Genomic DNA, 16,858 nt, shown 5'->3' with positions numbered 1-16,858 from the left:
GAAGAGCGATGAGCGGCGGGTCCGAGCGCGACGAGCACTTCCTCCGCCTTTCGTTTGCGGTCGCCCGCCGTTCCCTCACCCACGGCAATCATCCCTTCGGTTGCATCGTCGTCGATGCTGAAGGCAAGGTGCTGATCGAGGCCGAGAACGGCTACATGCCGGATCACGACGGCACCGCGCATGCCGAGCGCCTCGCCGCCACGCAGGCCTGCCGCACGCTCGGACGCGAGGTGTTGGCGAAGGCCACGCTCTATTCCTCCGCCGAGCCCTGCGCGATGTGCGCCGGCGCGATCTACTGGGCCGGCATCGGTCGTGTCGTCTATGGGCTCAGCGAGCACCGCCTGCGCGGCATCACCGGCGATCATCCGGAGAACCCGACGCTCGACCTGCCCTGTCGCGAGGTCTTTGCCAGTGGCCAGCGGCCGACAGAGGTTGCGGGGCCGCTGCTCGAAGACGAGGCCGAAGCGCTGCACGATGGCGTGTGGACGAAGTAGCAAACACCAATTCAATTTCGTAGAGCGCGCCGACGGCTCATCCCCTACGTTCCTACCCACAAACGAAGATGACGCCGCGGAGGTTTGACGCGGCGCCATCGTCGTTCACCTGAAGCGTGTCAGGTGGCTAGAACTTCACAGTGACACCGGAGTAGAGCGAGGACTCGGTGCAGGAGCCGGTGCTCACCCTCGCGCCACCGGCCAGGGTGGTGCAGGCCACGGCGTTGTTGTGATCGAGGCCGAACTTGTTCTGCCAATAGCGGTAGGCGACCCAGACGTCCACGAAGTGCGAGTACTTCTCACCCCAAACCGCCTTCGAAGCATCGAGGGTCAGGCGGATCGGCTCGGAGTTGAACTCGACCTTGGTGGGATAGACGCCGTTGGCGACGCTGGCGGGAAGCGGCTCAGTGTCGGTGCCCTTCTTGCCGTACCACGCCGCGCGGCCGCTGATCGAGAAATACTGCATGTTCTGCGGCAGGAAGCCGAGGTCCATATAGTAGTTGGTTTCGATCGCCCAGGTCGGCTTGAACGACGTGTTGCCGTCGGCAATACACGGAGCGGACCAACCGGCGCCGCACTGCGAGAAGGAGTTGTGGTTGGCGAACTCCCAGTACACGAGCGGCGCGACGTTGAAGTAGCCCTTATAGGGAAGATCGAAGGCGAACTGCAGACCGGCGACGACGTCGCGCTTGGCGGCGCCGAAATACCGGTTCTCCGTGTTGGCATCCATGCCAACCTCGAACGAGATGTTATGCAGCGGGCCCTGCGTGAAGGCCTTGGTGTTGAAGATCTCATTCCAGCCGAAGGTCGAGCGGAAAAGGCCGTAGATTTCTGTCGCGCCGGCACAGCTCGTCGGCGTCGCTGCGAAGCCCGCAGCCGGCGAAACGACCACGCCTGTGGCGGTACACGGGCCTGCCGGATCGTTGTGGTCCGACTTGAACATCGAGATGGTGAAGAAATTGGTGCCGTAGGTCCAGGCATCGAAGTGGGTGAAGGAGTAGACCTGCTTCGTCGTCTTGGCGTTGATCACGCCGTTGGTGTTGGTGAACGCACCGGGCTGCGAGGCATTGAAGATATAGGAGAAGGTGACGCGGTCGTCGATCACCAGGAAGAACGGAAGGTCGGCCGCTTTCTTGGCAGCCTTGACCGGCAGATCCGCCGCCTGCGCCAGGCCACTGGTAGCAACCGTAGCAAGTGACAGCGCGCCTGCTGCAATTGCCTTGAAACGAAACGACATCCTGAATACCCCCAAGTTTGGACACGTAAAAATGAACGTCCCTTGGGTGCGACACTTGCGCCGATCTCCCGGAGTGAGAAGCCTCAACTTGTTTCAAGGTATGCCGCTTGTTTGCACAGGGCGCTGCGTTTCACCGGCGGATTTGGAAGGCCAAAGTCACCGCCACGCCGTCGGGCGAGAGTGGCCATTGCCGGATATTCCCATTTGATTTCGCTCGCCTTTTCATGTCGGCCGGACAATGCAGACAAGATGGGCGGGAGCCACTGTCGAGGTGTTCGCAAATGCATACGCTCGATGGCGCGTCTCTGCTCAACTTCACGCCAAGCCTGCATAGCGGGTTCCGATTTGGCTTGAGCCGTCACAAATTTGCAACAGGCGTTACACGCAAGCCGTGACTGCCAAGGCTGCTCGGAAGGTATCTGAGGACGATCGCCACTGGCGAGAGCCGCGACTCGCCGACACCTCGTGCTGCCGAAGCGTTGAGCAAGGGATGACGCTTTTTCACACCTTACGCGGCGGTTCAAACTAGCTCAGTATTGAGGCACTTCTCCCCATGCAAGCGCATCAGCGAATGTTGGACTCAACGACTAACGGCCTGCATTCCGGCGAGTCCCCGCTCCTCAGGACGATCGGGCTTACCAAGCGCTATGGGGATTTCCTCGCCAACGACGCCATCGACATCGATATCTGGCCAACGGAAATCCACGCGCTGCTGGGCGAGAACGGTGCCGGCAAGTCGACGCTGGTCAAGGCGATTTACGGGCTGATCCAGCCCAGCGCCGGCCAGATTTGTTGGCAGGGCCAGCCGATCGTGCTGTCCGGTCCCTCGGAGGCGCGCAGCCGCGGCATCGGCATGGTGTTCCAGCATTTCTCGTTGTTCGACAATCTCACCGTCGCCGAGAACGTTGCGCTCGGCCTCGACGGGAAAGAATCTTTCAAGGACATGTCGGCGCGGCTTGAGCAGGTGTCGAAGACTTATGGTCTGTCGCTCGATCCTAAACGCGAGGTCTGGCAATTGTCGGTCGGCGAGCGCCAGCGCATCGAGATCGTCCGCGCGCTGATGCAGGATCCGCAATTCCTGATCCTTGACGAGCCCACCGCGGTGCTGACGCCACAGGAAGCCGACCAGCTCTTCGTCGTGCTGGAGCGGCTCAAGGCCGAAGGTCGCGCCATCCTCTATATCAGCCACAAGCTCGAAGAGGTGAAGCGCCTGTGCGACACGGCAACGATCCTGCGCGGCGGCAAGAAGGTGGAGACCTGCAATCCCAGGCTTGAGACCGCCGCTTCGCTCGCGCGCATGATGGTCGGCGGCGAGATCAAGGAGGTGAAGGCGGCCGCCGGCCGGCAGACCACGGTGCCGCGCCTCGTCGTCAACGATCTCTCGCTCGCCCCCGGCGAGGCGCATGGCGTGCGGCTCGAGCACATCTCGTTCGAGTTGAAAGGCGGCGAGATCCTCGGCATCGCCGGGGTCGCCGGCAACGGCCAAGACGAACTGTTCGCCGCGCTGTCCGGCGAACGCCTGTCGAAGGATCCCGGCACGATCGTGATCGAAGGCCTTGCTGCCGGCCATCTCTCGATCACGCAGCGCCGCAAGCTCGGCGCGGCTTTCGTTCCCGAGGAGCGGCTCGGCCACGGCACCGCGCCGCGCATGAAACTTTCGGAGAATGCGCTGCTCACCGGGCACGCCGCCAGCGGCATGGTCCATCACGGCTTCATCGATACTGCGGCCACCCTGAAGACGGTCGACCGCGCAACCGAGACCTTCGACGTCCGCAAGGCCAAGCGCGATCCGGAAGCAGCATCCCTCTCCGGCGGCAATTTGCAAAAATTCATCGTGGGACGCGAGATCCTGCGCAATCCCGCGGTACTGGTGGTGAGCCAGCCGACCTGGGGCGTCGACGCCGGTGCGGCCGCCGTCATCCGCCAAGCGCTGCTTGATCTCGCAACCGCAGGCGCTGCCGTGCTCGTGACCAGCCAGGACCTCGACGAACTCGCGGAAATCGCCGACCGCATCGCGGTGATGTTCCATGGCCATCTGTCCGCACCGCTCGCCACCAGCGAGGCGACGCGCGAAAAACTCGGCCTGTTGATGGGCGGCAGCACGCTGGAGCCGAAGGAGGCCGCGCATGCAGTTGGTGCTTGAGAAGCGCGCCGAGCGCTCCAACACGATCGCGCTGATCTCTCCGCTGATCGCGATCGGCCTCACGATCGTGACCATGGTCATCCTGTTCGCTATCCTTGGCAAGAATCCGCTGCTCGCGCTGCACGCGTATTTCATCGCGCCTTTGACCGACAGCTATTCGCTGCAGGAAATCGCGGTGAAGGCGACACCGTTGGTGATGATCGCAATCGGGCTGTCGCTCTGCTATCTCGCCAATGCCTGGAACATCGGTGCCGAAGGGCAATTCCTGATCGGAGCGGTCGCCGGAAGCTGGATTGCGGTGAAGACGCAGGGCACCGACGCCGGCGTCTGGGTGCTGCCGGTCATGCTCGTGCTCGCCGCCGCCGCAGGCGCGCTCTACGCGCTGATCCCCGCAATCTGCAAAGTGAAGTTCGGCGCCAGCGAGATCCTGACCAGCCTGATGCTGGTCTATGTCGCCGATCTCTTCCTCGACTATCTCGTGCGCGGTCCCTGGCGCGATCCACACGGCTTCAATTTCCCGACCACGGCCGAGTTCGATCCTGTCGCGACGGTGCCGCTGCTGATCGAAGGCGGCAGGCTGCATCTGGGCTCGATCATCGCCCTACTCGTCGTCGCGGCAGCCGTAATCCTGCTCGGACGCACCATCAAGGGCTTCGAGATCCGTGTGGTGGGCGCCGCGCCGCGCGCGGCGCGGTTCGGCGGCTTCAATTCCAACCAGTTGATCATCCTGACCTTCGCCGTCTCCGGCGCGCTGGCGGGCCTCGCCGGCATCATCGAGGTCGCGGGTCCGGTCGGGCATCTCCAGCCCGGCATCTCGCCGGGTTACGGTTTTACGGCGATCATCGTCGCCTTTCTCGGCCGGTTGAACCCGCTTGGAATATTAATTGCAGGCCTTTTTCTCGCGTTGACCTTTATCGGCGGCGAGCAGGCGCAGATCGCGATGAAGATCCCGTTGGACGTCACCAAGGTTTTTCAGGGCATTCTGCTGTTCTACGTGCTCGCCTGCGATTCCCTCATTCTCTATCGCTTCAAGCTGGTCTTCCCGAACCGACAGGTGCCTCGTGGAGCTGGTTGAAGCCATCATCCTCGCGGTGCTCGCCGCCTCGACGCCGCTCCTGATCGCGGCGACCGGCGAGCTCGTGACCGAACGATCCGGTGTGCTCAATCTCGGCGTCGAGGGCATGATGATCGTGGGCGCCGCATGTGGCTTTGCCGGTGCGTGGCTGACCGGCTCGATCTTCATCGGCGCACTGTTCGGCATCGTCGCCGGCACCTTGATGTCACTGGTCTTCGCGCTGATGGCGCTCGGGCTTGCGGTCAACCAGGTTGCAACAGGGCTGGCGCTGACCATCCTGGGCGTCGGACTCTCCGGCCTGATCGGCGCCGGTTTCGTCGGCGAGCGCATCACGCCGGCGCTGCATCTCGACATTCCCGGTCTCACGAATATCCCGCTGGTCGGCCGCGTGTTCTTCGGCGAGGACGCCTTCGTCTATTTCTCGCTGGCGCTGGTCATCGGCGTCTGGTGGTTCCTGTACCGCACGCGGTCAGGATTGATCCTGCGCGCCTGCGGCGACAACCATGTCTCCGCGCATGCGCTCGGCTATCCCGTGCTGCGCATCCGCACCTTAGCGGTCATGTTCGGCGGCGCCTGCGCCGGACTTGCCGGTGCCTATCTGCCGCTCGCCTATACGCCGTTCTTCATTCCGGGCATGACCGCAGGCCGCGGCTGGATCGCGCTGGCGCTGGTGGTGTTCTCGTCCTGGCGGCCGGGCCGCCTCGTGGTCGGCGCGTATCTGTTCGGCGCGGTGACGATCCTGCAGCTGCACGCGCAGGGCTGGGGCGTCGGCATTCCCTCGCAGTTGATGTCGGCGCTGCCTTACCTTGCGACCGTCATCGTCCTGGTCCTGCTCTCCCGCGCGCGCACGGGCGGATCCACCGCACCGGCTGCGCTTGGCACCGTGTTCGTGCCTGACCGCTAGCGTTTCATTTCCGGGGCGGGCGCGATGGGGCGCGCACGTTGCGGATCGTGGCTTTCCCCTGATGTTTGGAGATTGATGATGAGGAAATCACTTCTTGCGCTGACTGCCGGGCTCTTGCTTGCCGGGAGCGTCAGTGCAGCCTCCGCCGCCGACAAGCTGAAAGTCGGATTTATCTACCTCGGCCCGGTCGGTGACCTCGGCTGGACCTATCAGCATGAGCTGGCACGCCAGGCCCTGGTGAAGGAGCTCGGCGACAAGATCGAGACCACTTTTCTCGAAAACGTGCCTGAGGGCCCCGACGCCGAACGCTCCATCGAGCAGCTCGTCCGCGCCGGCAACAAGCTGATCTTCACCACCTCGTTCGGCTACATGGATCCGACGCTGAAGGTCGCGAAGAAATATCCGAACGTGCATTTCGAGCACGCGACCGGATACAAGCGCAACCCGAACATGTCGACCTATTCGGCCAAATGGTTCCAGGGCCGCTACATCCAGGGCCTGATCGCGGCCAAGATGTCGAAGTCCGGCGTGCTCGGCTATATCGGCTCGTTCCCGATTCCCGAGGTCGTCTCCGGCATCAACGCGACGATCCTCGCCGCGCAGACCATCAACCCGAACATCAAGGTCAAGATCATCTGGGCCAACACCTGGTTCGACCCGGGCAAGGAGGCCGACGCCGCCAAGGCGCTGATCGACCAGGGCGCGGATGTGATCATGCAGCACACCGATTCGCCCGCGGCAATGCAGATCGCCAGCGAACGCGGCAAGCTCGCCTTCGGCCAGGATTCCGAGATGATCAAGTTCGGGCCGAAGACCCAGCTGACCTCGATCCTCGATACCTGGGGTCCCTACTACATCGCCCGGGTCAAGGCCGAGCTCGACGGAACCTGGAAATCCGAGGACAGCTGGGGCGGCCTCGACAGCCACATGTTCGCGATGGCACCTTACACCAACATGCCTGACGACGTGAAGAAGATCGCCGAGGATGCCCAGGCCGCGATCACCGCGGGCAAGCTGCATCCGTTCAAGTGCCCGGTCCTTGGGCAGGACGGCAAGCCTGTCGAGTGCAAGGGCGGCGCCAATCTCGACGACGGCCAGATCCTCGGCATGAATTTCTATGTCAAAGGCATCGACGACAAGCTGCCGGGCAAGTAGCACGCTTCTTGCTTTGCCTAAATCACCTGCTCCTCCCGGAGGAGGTTTGGAGGGGGTGGCCAGAAGCACCCGGCACTTGTGGTCGCCCCCTCTTTCTATTTTGCTGATTATCCCGCCTGCATCGCCCGCGCCGCGGAACTGTGGCGGCTGATCAGATCGGCGACATCCAGGCCCGGGATCGCTCCGTCGATCACGGCCCATTTCCCCGCCACCATGACCCGATCGGCCCGGTGGGCCCCGCACAGGACGACCGCGGCCAGGGGATCGCCATGGCCGGAGAAGCGTAGCTCGTCGAGCCGGAACAGCGCGAGATCGGCCGCCTTGCCGACGGCGATCTCACCGAGTTCCGGTCGACCGACGCAGGCCGCCGAGCCCTTGGTGGCCCAGCGCAGCGCATCCTTATGACTGACCTTCGTCACCCCGTAGCGCGCCCGCTGTAGCAGGAACGCAGCCCGGACCTCCTGCATCAGGTTCGATCCATCGTTCGAAGCCGATCCGTCGACACCAAGCCCGATGCCGACGCCGGCCTCCTCCATCTCGCAGACGGGGCAGCAGCCCGACGCCAGAAGCTGGTTGCTGCAGGCGCAATGACTGATCGTCGTCTTCGCCTTGCCGAGCCGCTTCATCTCGTCTGCATTGAAGAAGATGCCATGGGCGAGCCACGTCCGCGCATTGAGCCAGCCGCATTGTTCGAGATAGTCGAGCGGACGGCAGCCATACATCTCCTGGCAGAATTTGTTCTCGTCCTCGGTCTCGGCCAGATGGGTATGCAGGCGCACATCGAGCTTGTCTGCGAGATCGGCGGTGGCGCGCATCAGGGACGTCGTCACCGAGAACGGCGAGCAAGGTGCGAGCGCGATCTGCACCATCGCATCCGCGCCGCGCTGGTGATATTTCGCCACCACGCGCGCGCTGTCCGCGAGGATGGTGTCCTCATCCTGCACGACGCTATCAGGCGGCAGGCCGCCGTCGCGCTGCGACAGGTTCATCGAGCCGCGCGTCAGCAGCACGCGCATACCAAGCCGCCGTGCGACGTCTACCTCGATATCGACGGACTCCTCGAGCCCGGCCGGGAAGACGTAATGATGATCCGTCGTGGTGGTGCAGCCCGACAGCAACAGTTCGGACATCGCCACGGTGACGCCGAGCTCGAGAGCTTCAGCCGTCAGCTTCGCCCACACCGGATAGAGCGCCTGGAGCCAGGGAAACAGCTCGCGGTCCATCGCCGCCGGCAGCGCCCGCGTCAGCGTCTGGTAGAAATGGTGATGGGTGTTGATGAGGCCCGGCAGCACGACGTGGTCGCCAGCATCGAACACCGCGACGTCAGCGGTTGCAGGCGCAGCGCCGGCCGGCACCAGCTCGACGATCCGGCCGCCTCTCACCACGATCCCGCGCTCGGCGCCATCGGCGAGGATAGCCAGGGGATCCCTGATCCAGATCGGCTTTGCGTCGCTCATCAACCTGCTCCTCCTCACATCCGCCGACGACAGACCTGCAAGGCAGGGGCCGGCCTGATTGCACTTTTGCTGCGACTTGTTGTTGCGACTTGGCGCTCATCTTGCAAGACTTTCTCCTGGTTCGATTCACTCGTTGGAAGCGTTGGCGTCGCCATGGACTTGAATACCATCACAGCGGTCGCCCATCCGCAAACGCGCGCGCAGCTGCCCGTTTGGACGCCAGGTGATGCTTGGCTCGCGGGCGGCACCTGGCTGTTCTCGGAGCCGCAAGTTCACCTGACTCGGCTCATCGATCTCACCGACCTGAAATGGCCGGCGCTGACGGTCACCGAGAGCCATCTCAGCATCGCAGCCACCTGCACCGTCGCGCAGCTCGATGGATTCGCCTGCCCACCCGACTGGTTCGCGGCACCGCTGATCAACCAGTGCTGCCGCGCCTTCCTGGCTTCGTTCAAGATCTGGAAGACGGCGACCGTCGGCGGCAATCTCTGCATGTCGCTTCCGGCGGGACCGATGATCTCGCTCACCGCTGCGTTGGACGGCGTCTGCACGATCTGGAAGGCCGGCGGCGGCGAACAGATGATGCCCGTCATCGATTTCGTCATCGGCGACCAACACAACCGTCTGGCGCCGGGGGACCTGCTCCGGCAGATCGATATTCCGATCGCCGCGTTGAAACGTCGTACGGCCTTCCGCCAGATCTCGCTGGCGCCGGTCGGCCGCTCGGCGGCGCTCCTGATCGGCAGTCTGGATGCCGATGGCACGCTGACGCTCACGGTCACCGCCTCGACGGTGCGGCCGATCCGGTTGTCCTTTCGCGAGGTCCCCGACACGAAAGCGCTTCGCGATTCCATCGCGCAGCAGATCACGGACGATCTCTACCATACCGACATCCACGGTAAGCCGCTCTGGCGCAAGCACATGACACTGCGGCTCGCCGAAGAGATCCGCGACGAACTCCTCGGAGCACCGCCGGCATGAGCTTCGAGGTTAATGGCACGACGTTTCCACAGGAGCCGCGCGCCGGCCAGTGCCTGCGCACGTTCCTGCGCGAGCTCGGCCATTTCGGCGTGAAGAAGGGCTGCGACGCCGGCGATTGCGGCGCCTGCACCGTGCTGCTGGACGGCGAGCCGGTGCATAGCTGTCTGATCCCGGCGTTCCGCGCCGACGGGCGCGCGGTCACGACGATCGAAGGCCTCGGCGGTGACAGCGGCGCGCATCCGATGCAGCAGGCTTTCCTCGATGCGCAGGGCTTTCAATGCGGCTTTTGCACCGCCGGCATGATCCTGACCTGTGCCTCGCTGAACCAGGCGCAGCGCACCGATCTCGGCGTCGCGCTGAAGGGCAATATCTGCCGCTGCACCGGCTATCGCGCGATCGAGGACGCGCTGCTCGGCAAGACCAATGTCGAGGCGGGCGTCGAAGCCGGCGCCGCATTCGGCCGCAGCCTGCCGGCGCCAGCTGGCCCCGATGTCGTGCGCGGCAAGGCGCGCTACACGTTCGACACGCAGATCGACGGCCTGCTGCATATCAAGCTGCTCCGTTCGCCGCACGCCCACGCGAGGATCGTCGCGATCGACAAGTCGGAAGCGCTGAGCGTTCCCGGCGTGCACGCGGTACTGACGCATGAGGATGCGCCAACCACTCTGATGTCGACCGCGCGGCATGAGAAGGACTGGATGGATCCCGAGGATACCCGTGTTCTCGACGACATCGTCCGCTTCATCGGCCAGAAGGTCGCCGCCGTGGTCGCAGACAGCGAAGCCGCGGCCGAGGACGCATGCCGCCGGCTGAAGGTCAGTTACGAGATTTTGCCCGCGCTGGTCGATCCGGAGCAGGCGATGGCGCCCGGCGCGCCCGTCATTCATCCCGATCGCACCACCGCGAACCGCATCGCCTATGCCCAGCGCAACCTCGCTGCGGAGACGCATGGCGAATTCGGCGACGTGGCGGCTGCGCTCGCGACATCCGCCGCCACCTTCGAGGGCACCTTCCATAGTCACCGTGTGCAGCATGCCGCTTTGGAAACTCATGGCGGCCTCGCCTGGCTCGATGCTTCCGGCGTGCTCAATGTCCGCACCTCGACGCAGGTGCCGTTCCTGACCCGACGCGCGCTGTCTGATATCTTCGAACTTCCCATGGACAAGGTCCGCGTCTTCTGCGAGCGCGTCGGCGGCGGCTTTGGTGGCAAGCAGGAGATGTTCGTCGAAGACATTCTGGCGCTCGCCGCGCTCAAGACCGGACGGCCGGTGAAGCTGGAGCTCACCCGCGAGGAGCAGTTCATCGCAACCTCGACGCGGCATCCGATGCGGGTCCACGTCAGGGCCGGTGCCGACGCGAACGGCAAGCTCACGGCGCTCCAGCTCGACGTGCTCTCCAATACCGGCGCCTACGGCAATCACGCCGGCCCAGTGATGTTCCACTCGCTGGCCGAATCCATCAGCGTCTACAATTGCCCGAACAAGCGGGTCGACGGCTACGCGGTCTACACCAATACGGTGCCGGCAGGCGCGTTTCGCGGTTATGGTCTGCCGCAAACACTCATCGCGGTCGAGGCCGCGATCGACGAATTGGCCAAGCAGCTCGGCATCAACCCTTACGAGATGCGCCGGCGCAACGTCGTCAAGCCCGGCGATCCCATGGTGTCGCCGCCGCCGTCGGAATTTCACGATGTGCACTACGGCTCCTACGGACTCGACCAGTGCCTCGACCTCGTCGAGCGCGCGATGCAGGCTGATGGTCCACAGCCGGACCTATCGCCGGAGTGGCTGATCGGCGACGGCGTCGCGCTGACCATGATCGACACGGTGCCCCCGGCGGGCCATCTCGCGGATGCGATGGTCACGCTCAACGACGACGCCAGCTTCGACCTCACCGTCGGCACCGCCGAATTCGGCAACGGCACCAGCACCGTGCACCGGCAGATCGCGGCGACCACGCTTGCGACCACCGTCGACCGCATCCGCCTGCGCCAATCCGACACCGCCCATGGCGGCCACGACACCGGCGCCTATGGCAGCGCCGGCATGTTCGTCGCCGGCAAGGCGACGCATGCGGCAGCCATGCAGCTTGCGACCGAGCTGAAGGCGGCCGCCGCCGGCGCATGGCTCTGCGACGTCGGCAGCTGCACGCTCGAGAGCGAAGCCGTCGTCAGTGGCGTGCGGCGCATGTCCTTTGTGGAGCTGGCAAGGCTCGCGCGCGAACGCGGACAGCCGTTCGCAGGCGCCGGCAATTCCGGCGGCACGCCGCGTTCGGTCGGCTTCAACGTGCAGGGTTTTCGCGTCGCCGTGAACAAGGCCACTGGCGAGCTCCGGATTCTCAGGAGCGTGCACGCAGCGGACGCCGGCGTCGTCGCCAATCCCATGCAGTGCCGTGGTCAGGTCGAAGGCGGTGTCGCGCAGGCGCTCGGTGCCGCGCTCTACGAGGAGATGGTGATCGATGCGGATGGCCGCGTCGCCAACCCCAAATTCCGCGACTACCACCTGCCCTCCTTCGCCGATGTGCCCCGCACCGAGGTCTTCTTCGCCGAGACCTCCGACACGATCGGCCCGCTGGGGGCGAAGTCGATGAGCGAGAGTCCGTACAATCCGGTCGCCGCCGCGCTCGGCAACGCGATCGCGGACGCCACCGGCATCCGCTTCACTGCGCCGCCCTTCAAGCCGGACCGGCTGTTTCCGGCGCTGCACGATAAGTTTGGATAGGCATATTTCGGGGGATTGATCCATGAGCAGCGAAGTGCATCCCGTCGACGAGGTCTTGCCGGTCCCGCGCCTGCTGGCGCTCGGGCTTCAGCATGTGCTGGTGATGTATGCCGGCGCGGTCGCGGTGCCCCTGATCATCGGGCGCGCGCTGAAGCTGCCGCCGGAGGATGTCGCCTTCCTGATCAGCGCCGACCTGTTCGCCTGCGGACTTGCGACGCTGGTGCAATGCCTCGGTCTTCCCGGTGTCGGCATCCGCCTGCCTGTGATGATGGGCGTGACGTTCGCATCCGTCGGTCCGATGCTGTCGATGGCGGCTTCACCTGAGATCGGCCTGCTCGGCATCTACGGTTCAGTGATCGCCGCCGGCCTGTTCGGCATCGTCGCGGCGCCGTTCGTCAGCCGGCTGCTACCGCTGTTCCCGCCCGTCGTCACCGGCAGCATCATTCTCGTCATCGGCATCTCCCTGATGCGGGTCGGCATCAACTGGGCCGGCGGCGGCCTGCCGACGCTGACGAAGGTGGTCGACGGCGTCGCCGGCAGCTTTCCCAATCCGGCCTACGGACAGTTGCAGGGGCTCGGCATCTCGCTGTTCGTGCTGCTGTTCATTCTCGGCTTGATCAAATGGGGCACCGGCTTCCTCGCCAACGTCGCCGTGCTGCTTGGCATCATCGCCGGCGCCGTGCTCGCGACCATTCTGGGCGTGATGCATTTCGACAAGGTCGCTGCGGCCTCCTGGGGCGCGCTCGTGATCCCGTTCCGCTTCGGCATGCCGCAATTCCATCTGGTACCAGTTATCACCATGTGCGTCGTCATGATCGTGGTGATGATCGAATCACTCGGCATGTTCCTGGCGCTCGGCGACATCACCGGCAAGACGGTCGACCGCGAAGCCCTGAGCCGAGGCCTGCGCGCCGACGGCGTCGGCACGCTGCTCGGCGGCATCTTCAACACCTTCCCGTACACGTCGTTCTCGCAGAATGTCGGTCTCGTCTCGGTCACCGGCGTGCGTTCGCGCTGGGTGACGGTCACGGGCGGCTGCATCATGCTCGTGCTCGGCCTGTTGCCGAAGCTCGCCGCATTGGTCGAGGCCGTGCCGCTGGTCGTGCTCGGCGGCGCCGGCCTCGTGATGTTCGGCATGGTCGCCGCGACTGGCGCACGTATCCTCACCTCGGTCGACTTCCGCAACAATCGCTACAATCTCTTCATCGTCGCGATCTCGATCGGCTTCGGCCTGATCCCGCTCGCCGCACCCGGCTTCTTCAGGAATTTGCCGCATGATCTGCAGCCGCTGCTGGAGTCCGGCATCCTGCTGTGTGCAATCGTCTCGGTGCTGCTCAACGCCTTCTTCAACGGGTTGAGCGGCGGCGCAGCGGCGGAAGCGGATGCAGCAGCGGTCGCCTCATCCGCGCAACATGTTTAACTGCCGCGATAGGTCGAATAGCTCCACGGCGTGACCAGCAGCGGCACGTGGTAGTGGCTTTCCGGCTCGCTGATCGCAAAGCGTAGCGGGATCTCGTCGAGGAACGGCGGGTCGGAGAGCTGCACGTTGCGCTCGGCGTAATATTTGGCCACGCTAAACCGGAGCTCGTAGCGGCCGATCGGCAGCGGGCGGCCGCCGATCAGCGGCTGGTCGGTGCGGCCGTCTGCGTTGGTGACGGTGCGCGCGATGACGCGGCTTTCCCCGAGCGCGGCGAGCTCGACCAGCTCGACCGGAATACCCGGCGCGGGCTTGCCGGCGTGATTGTCCAGTACATGGGTCGAAAGCCGGCCGTGCACCTTGAGCTTGTCATCGGCGATGACGAGCTGATCGAGACGCAGAGCAGCGATACGAGAGATTTCCTCAAGCGCGCGGCGTGTCTCGGTCTTGGCGATGTTCTGCAGCCGCGCCTCGAAGTCCCGCAGGATGGAATCCCTGGTATGCCGGCGCGCGCAGACGATATAGGGGATACCAAATTTTTCGCGATATGCATTGTTCGCCCGCTCGAAGGCCGCGTATTCGGCGTCCGACAGACGGTCGAGGCCGGCGCTATTCTGCTCGGCACTCGAGTCAGGCGTGAGTCCCGCTGCGCGCTGAGTCTTGTTGGCAAGGTCGGGGTGCGCACGTATCAGCGCCAGTTGCACCTCGGGCTCAGCGCTCGCGATCGCCGCCTTGATCGCGTCGAGCAGTGGATTGATGCCGGCAAACGGACGGCGCGCCGCGGCTTCTTGGGCAATCCAAGGCGAGTACTCGACCACGTTTTCAAGTACTGCGACGAAATCGTCGAAGCTCGCGACATTGAGATCGGACAGCGGTATCTGCGACATCGCCCTCACCCGATCTCGAATGCGTCGGCCGCAAGGTGCGCGAGCTTGTCGTGCCAATGCTGTGCGATCTGCAACCGCGTCGGCACCCAGACGCGCTTGTGCTTGCCGATGTAGTCGAGGAAGCGGATCAGCCCCGCCGCGCGGCCGGGACGTCCGGCCAGACGGCAGTGCAGGCCGACGGACATCATCTTCGGCGCGCTCTCGCCTTCGGCGTAGAGCACGTCGAAGGCATCTTTCAGGTAGGTGAAGAACTGCTCGCCTTCGGCAAAGCCCTGCGGATTGATGAACCGCATGTCGTTGGCGTCGAGCGTGTAGGGAATGACGAGCTGCTTGCCGCTCGCGCCCCTGACCCAATAGGGCAGATCATCTGCGTAGGAATCGCTGAGATAGAGGAAGCCGCCCTCCTCCATCACCAAACGGTTGGTGTTGATCGAGGAGCGTCCGGTATACCAGCCGAGCGGCCGCGAGCCGGTCGCCGCGGTGTGGACGCGGATCGCTTCCGCGATCTCCGCGCGCTCCTGCGCCTCGGTCATGTCCTTGTGCTCGATCCACTTCAGGCTGTGGCTGGCGATGTCCCAGCCCGCCTCCTTCATGGCAGCAACGATTTCCGGATTGCGCTTCAGCGCTGTGGCGACGCCGAACACGGTGGTCGGCCACTTCCGCTGGCTGAATATCCGCCACAGCCGCCAGAAGCCGGCGCGCGAGCCATATTCGAACATCGATTCGATATTGGCGTGGCGCTGGCCGGGCCAAGGCTGTGCGCCGAGCACGTCGGACAGGAACGCTTCCGAGGCAGGGTCGCCATGCAGGATGTTGTTTTCGCTGCCCTCCTCGAAATTAACGACGAACTGCACCGCGACCCGCGCGTTGCCGGGCCATTGCGGGTGCGGCGGGTTGCGGCCGTAACCGCGGAGATCGCGCGGGTAGCGGGTACCAGTCACTCAGACTTCCTCGAAGCGGATCGGCAGCGCGCCCTTCCACAGCACGCTCTTGCCGAGCGTCGCCAGATTCTCCAGGCCGGACGTCAAGGTGATGAAATGGTTGCCGGCGAGCTGGCCCATCTTGCTCGCGAAGTGCACGCCGCCATAGGCCATCAGGATCTCGGTCTCGCTGATGCCGCCGGGATAGAGGATGATCTGGCCGGGCGCGGGATAGCTGGTGTGGTTCTCGTAGCCGACTCCGAAATCGAGGTCGCCGAGCGGCATCCACACGCCCTCGCCGCTCCAGCGCACGTGGATGATGTGGCTTTCGAACGGCAGCGCCTTGCGGAACGCGGCGACAGTCTTGGGCGCCGCTTGCTCCTCGAAACGGGCATCGAAGGTAAAGTCGCCGGCGCGGATCACGAGTTTGGTCATCTCATCTCTCTGGATCGGGGGCGGTGGCCCCACGGGGAATTTTCAGGCAAAGAGCACTCCGTCGGGCTTCGCGCAAGGGGCGCGGCCGGTTACCTGCGGTCGTAGGACCAGCCGAAAACGCCACTCCGCCGCGTCTCGGGCTCCGGCTCGGCGGCGGGCTGCGGCGCCTCCCTCAGTTCCGCCTGCGGCGGCGGAGGCGGCACCGGCAAATTCTCGCATTTCATGGAGTAGACCAGCTTGCCGTCCGCGGTCCGTCCGATCGGCGCGCAGGGGTCCGGATGCGCCGCCGAGGTTTTTGGGGTCAGCTTGACCTGCGCCACGGCCGGCGAGGCGATCAGCAGAAGGACCAGCAGATATTTCGACATCATTGTCGCCCAGAAACCAGATTTGGCCCATTGAACCGGATTGCGCAGGTCAAGTCCATCGGGGCTACGGGCGCGATTGCCGAATATTTAGCCGAGGCTAGAAAATTGGCTCGCCCCAATGTGATCTCGCGAACGCTGATATCGGCTGGGCGCATCGCCATGTCAGCCGCGACGACGACCACACAAACATCTCACAGCCGGGCGCCGTCACGGGAGAAAGTAACAATGCAAAAGACCTTTATCATTCTCGGCGCGACGCTGATTGCCGCCGCCACCATCCAGACTGCCGCGGCGAACGACCGCCGTCATGTCCGCAAGGCGCAACCCCATCCCATCACCCAGTCGGTGCGCGACTCCAACGCCGCGCTGTGGCCGTCGCAGCCGACCGAGCCCGACTGGTCGCGCTATTCCAACGGCGCGATGTCTGCACCAGCGGGACGGTGATGCGGGAAGCCTAGCGCGATCAAGCGAAACTGCCTCCACGTCGTCATTGCGAGGAGCTCTTGCGACGAAGCAATCCAGACATTTTCCACGGATGCATTTCTGGATTGCTTCGCTGCGCTCGCAATGACGGAGTATGACGCGGTAACGCGACGCTTCCAGCTCGCATTTTTGAATTGCAGACACAGCTTCGCAGCCTCGCGGCTGATCTCGCCCGAGCTTTGCTT

At 64.4% G+C, this 16,858-nt stretch carries 16 protein-coding genes; 9 read left to right on the top strand and 7 right to left on the bottom strand.

All coding sequences use genetic code 11. The annotated features are described in order from the left end of the window. The first annotated feature begins 8 nt into the window (after positions 1-8). Entirely contained in the window at positions 9-494 is a 486-nt protein-coding gene (locus FXB41_RS36910; RefSeq protein WP_219685282.1) for a nucleoside deaminase, read from the top strand. Positions 495-621: 127 nt separating this feature from the next. Here the strand turns inward: FXB41_RS36910 and FXB41_RS36905 are convergent, their stop codons facing one another. After that, positions 622-1,731, bottom strand: a complete 1,110-nt coding sequence (locus tag FXB41_RS36905) for a hypothetical protein (RefSeq protein WP_007601464.1) — start codon at positions 1,729-1,731, stop codon at positions 622-624. Between the two features lie 571 nt (positions 1,732-2,302). On the opposite strand from FXB41_RS36905, the gene FXB41_RS36900 reads away from it, so the two are divergent. The 4 genes from FXB41_RS36900 (at position 2,303) to FXB41_RS36885 (ending at position 7,008) form a co-directional block, all read left to right on the top strand. After that, positions 2,303-3,874 carry an ABC transporter ATP-binding protein gene (locus tag FXB41_RS36900; protein WP_219685281.1) on the top strand — a complete coding sequence of 524 codons (1,572 nt, stop codon included), beginning with the start codon at positions 2,303-2,305 and terminating at the stop codon, positions 3,872-3,874. Beyond that, positions 3,858-4,949, top strand: a complete 1,092-nt coding sequence (locus FXB41_RS36895) for an ABC transporter permease (RefSeq protein WP_219685280.1) — start codon at positions 3,858-3,860, stop codon at positions 4,947-4,949. Before FXB41_RS36900 ends, FXB41_RS36895 begins: the two co-directional genes overlap by 17 nt. Continuing rightward, a complete protein-coding gene (locus FXB41_RS36890; RefSeq protein WP_219685279.1) occupies positions 4,936-5,853 on the top strand; it encodes an ABC transporter permease in 918 nt (305 codons plus the stop codon). The genes FXB41_RS36895 and FXB41_RS36890 overlap by 14 nt, the downstream gene beginning before the upstream one ends. A gap of 78 nt (positions 5,854-5,931) precedes the next feature. Next, entirely contained in the window at positions 5,932-7,008 is a 1,077-nt protein-coding gene (locus FXB41_RS36885) for a BMP family ABC transporter substrate-binding protein (protein WP_007601459.1), read from the top strand. A gap of 107 nt (positions 7,009-7,115) precedes the next feature. Here the strand turns inward: FXB41_RS36885 and FXB41_RS36880 are convergent, their stop codons facing one another. Then, the gene (locus FXB41_RS36880) at positions 7,116-8,465 is read right to left on the bottom strand and encodes an 8-oxoguanine deaminase (protein ID WP_219685278.1); all 1,350 of its coding nucleotides are present in this window, start codon (positions 8,463-8,465) and stop codon (positions 7,116-7,118) included. 153 nt (positions 8,466-8,618) lie between these two features. On the opposite strand from FXB41_RS36880, the gene FXB41_RS36875 reads away from it, so the two are divergent. The 3 genes from FXB41_RS36875 to FXB41_RS36865 are packed head-to-tail and all read left to right on the top strand — an operon-like array spanning position 8,619 to position 13,586. Next, positions 8,619-9,446: an FAD binding domain-containing protein gene (locus tag FXB41_RS36875; RefSeq protein WP_219685277.1), complete on the top strand. Its 828-nt coding sequence runs from the start codon at positions 8,619-8,621 to the stop codon at positions 9,444-9,446. Continuing rightward, on the top strand, positions 9,443-12,166 hold the full coding sequence (locus FXB41_RS36870) for a molybdopterin-dependent oxidoreductase (RefSeq protein ID WP_219685276.1): 2,724 nt from the start codon (positions 9,443-9,445) through the stop codon (positions 12,164-12,166). The genes FXB41_RS36875 and FXB41_RS36870 overlap by 4 nt, the downstream gene beginning before the upstream one ends. Positions 12,167-12,188: 22 nt before the next feature. Then, positions 12,189-13,586, top strand: coding sequence for a nucleobase:cation symporter-2 family protein (locus FXB41_RS36865; RefSeq protein WP_219685275.1), 1,398 nt, complete (start codon positions 12,189-12,191; stop codon positions 13,584-13,586). Here the strand turns inward: FXB41_RS36865 and uraD are convergent. The 4 genes from uraD to FXB41_RS36845 form a co-directional block, all read right to left on the bottom strand. Continuing rightward, positions 13,583-14,470: a 2-oxo-4-hydroxy-4-carboxy-5-ureidoimidazoline decarboxylase gene (uraD, locus tag FXB41_RS36860; RefSeq protein ID WP_219685274.1), complete on the bottom strand. Its 888-nt coding sequence runs from the start codon at positions 14,468-14,470 to the stop codon at positions 13,583-13,585. The genes FXB41_RS36865 and uraD overlap by 4 nt on opposite strands. 5 nt (positions 14,471-14,475) lie before the next feature. Further along, entirely contained in the window at positions 14,476-15,411 is a 936-nt protein-coding gene (puuE, locus tag FXB41_RS36855; protein WP_219685273.1) for an allantoinase PuuE, read from the bottom strand. Further along, on the bottom strand, positions 15,412-15,825 hold the full coding sequence (locus FXB41_RS36850) for a DUF3830 family protein (RefSeq protein WP_007601448.1): 414 nt from the start codon (positions 15,823-15,825) through the stop codon (positions 15,412-15,414). A gap of 89 nt (positions 15,826-15,914) precedes the next feature. Beyond that, positions 15,915-16,193 carry a hypothetical protein gene (locus FXB41_RS36845; protein WP_007601447.1) on the bottom strand — a complete coding sequence of 93 codons (279 nt, stop codon included), beginning with the start codon at positions 16,191-16,193 and terminating at the stop codon, positions 15,915-15,917. A gap of 222 nt (positions 16,194-16,415) precedes the next feature. Between FXB41_RS36845 and FXB41_RS36840 the strand changes: the two genes are divergently transcribed. Further along, the gene (locus FXB41_RS36840; protein WP_219685272.1) at positions 16,416-16,634 is read left to right on the top strand and encodes a hypothetical protein; all 219 of its coding nucleotides are present in this window, start codon (positions 16,416-16,418) and stop codon (positions 16,632-16,634) included. Here the strand turns inward: FXB41_RS36840 and FXB41_RS36835 are convergent. Then, positions 16,595-16,858 (bottom strand): hypothetical protein (locus tag FXB41_RS36835; protein WP_219685271.1); only part of this gene is annotated, 264 nt, incomplete at its 5' end. The genes FXB41_RS36840 and FXB41_RS36835 overlap by 40 nt on opposite strands.

It is taken from the genome of Bradyrhizobium canariense (assembly GCF_019402665.1).
GTDB lineage: Bacteria > Pseudomonadota > Alphaproteobacteria > Rhizobiales > Xanthobacteraceae > Bradyrhizobium > Bradyrhizobium canariense.
Note: the sequence above shows the minus strand (reverse complement) of the source record. Positions and strands in the feature narration are given on the sequence as shown.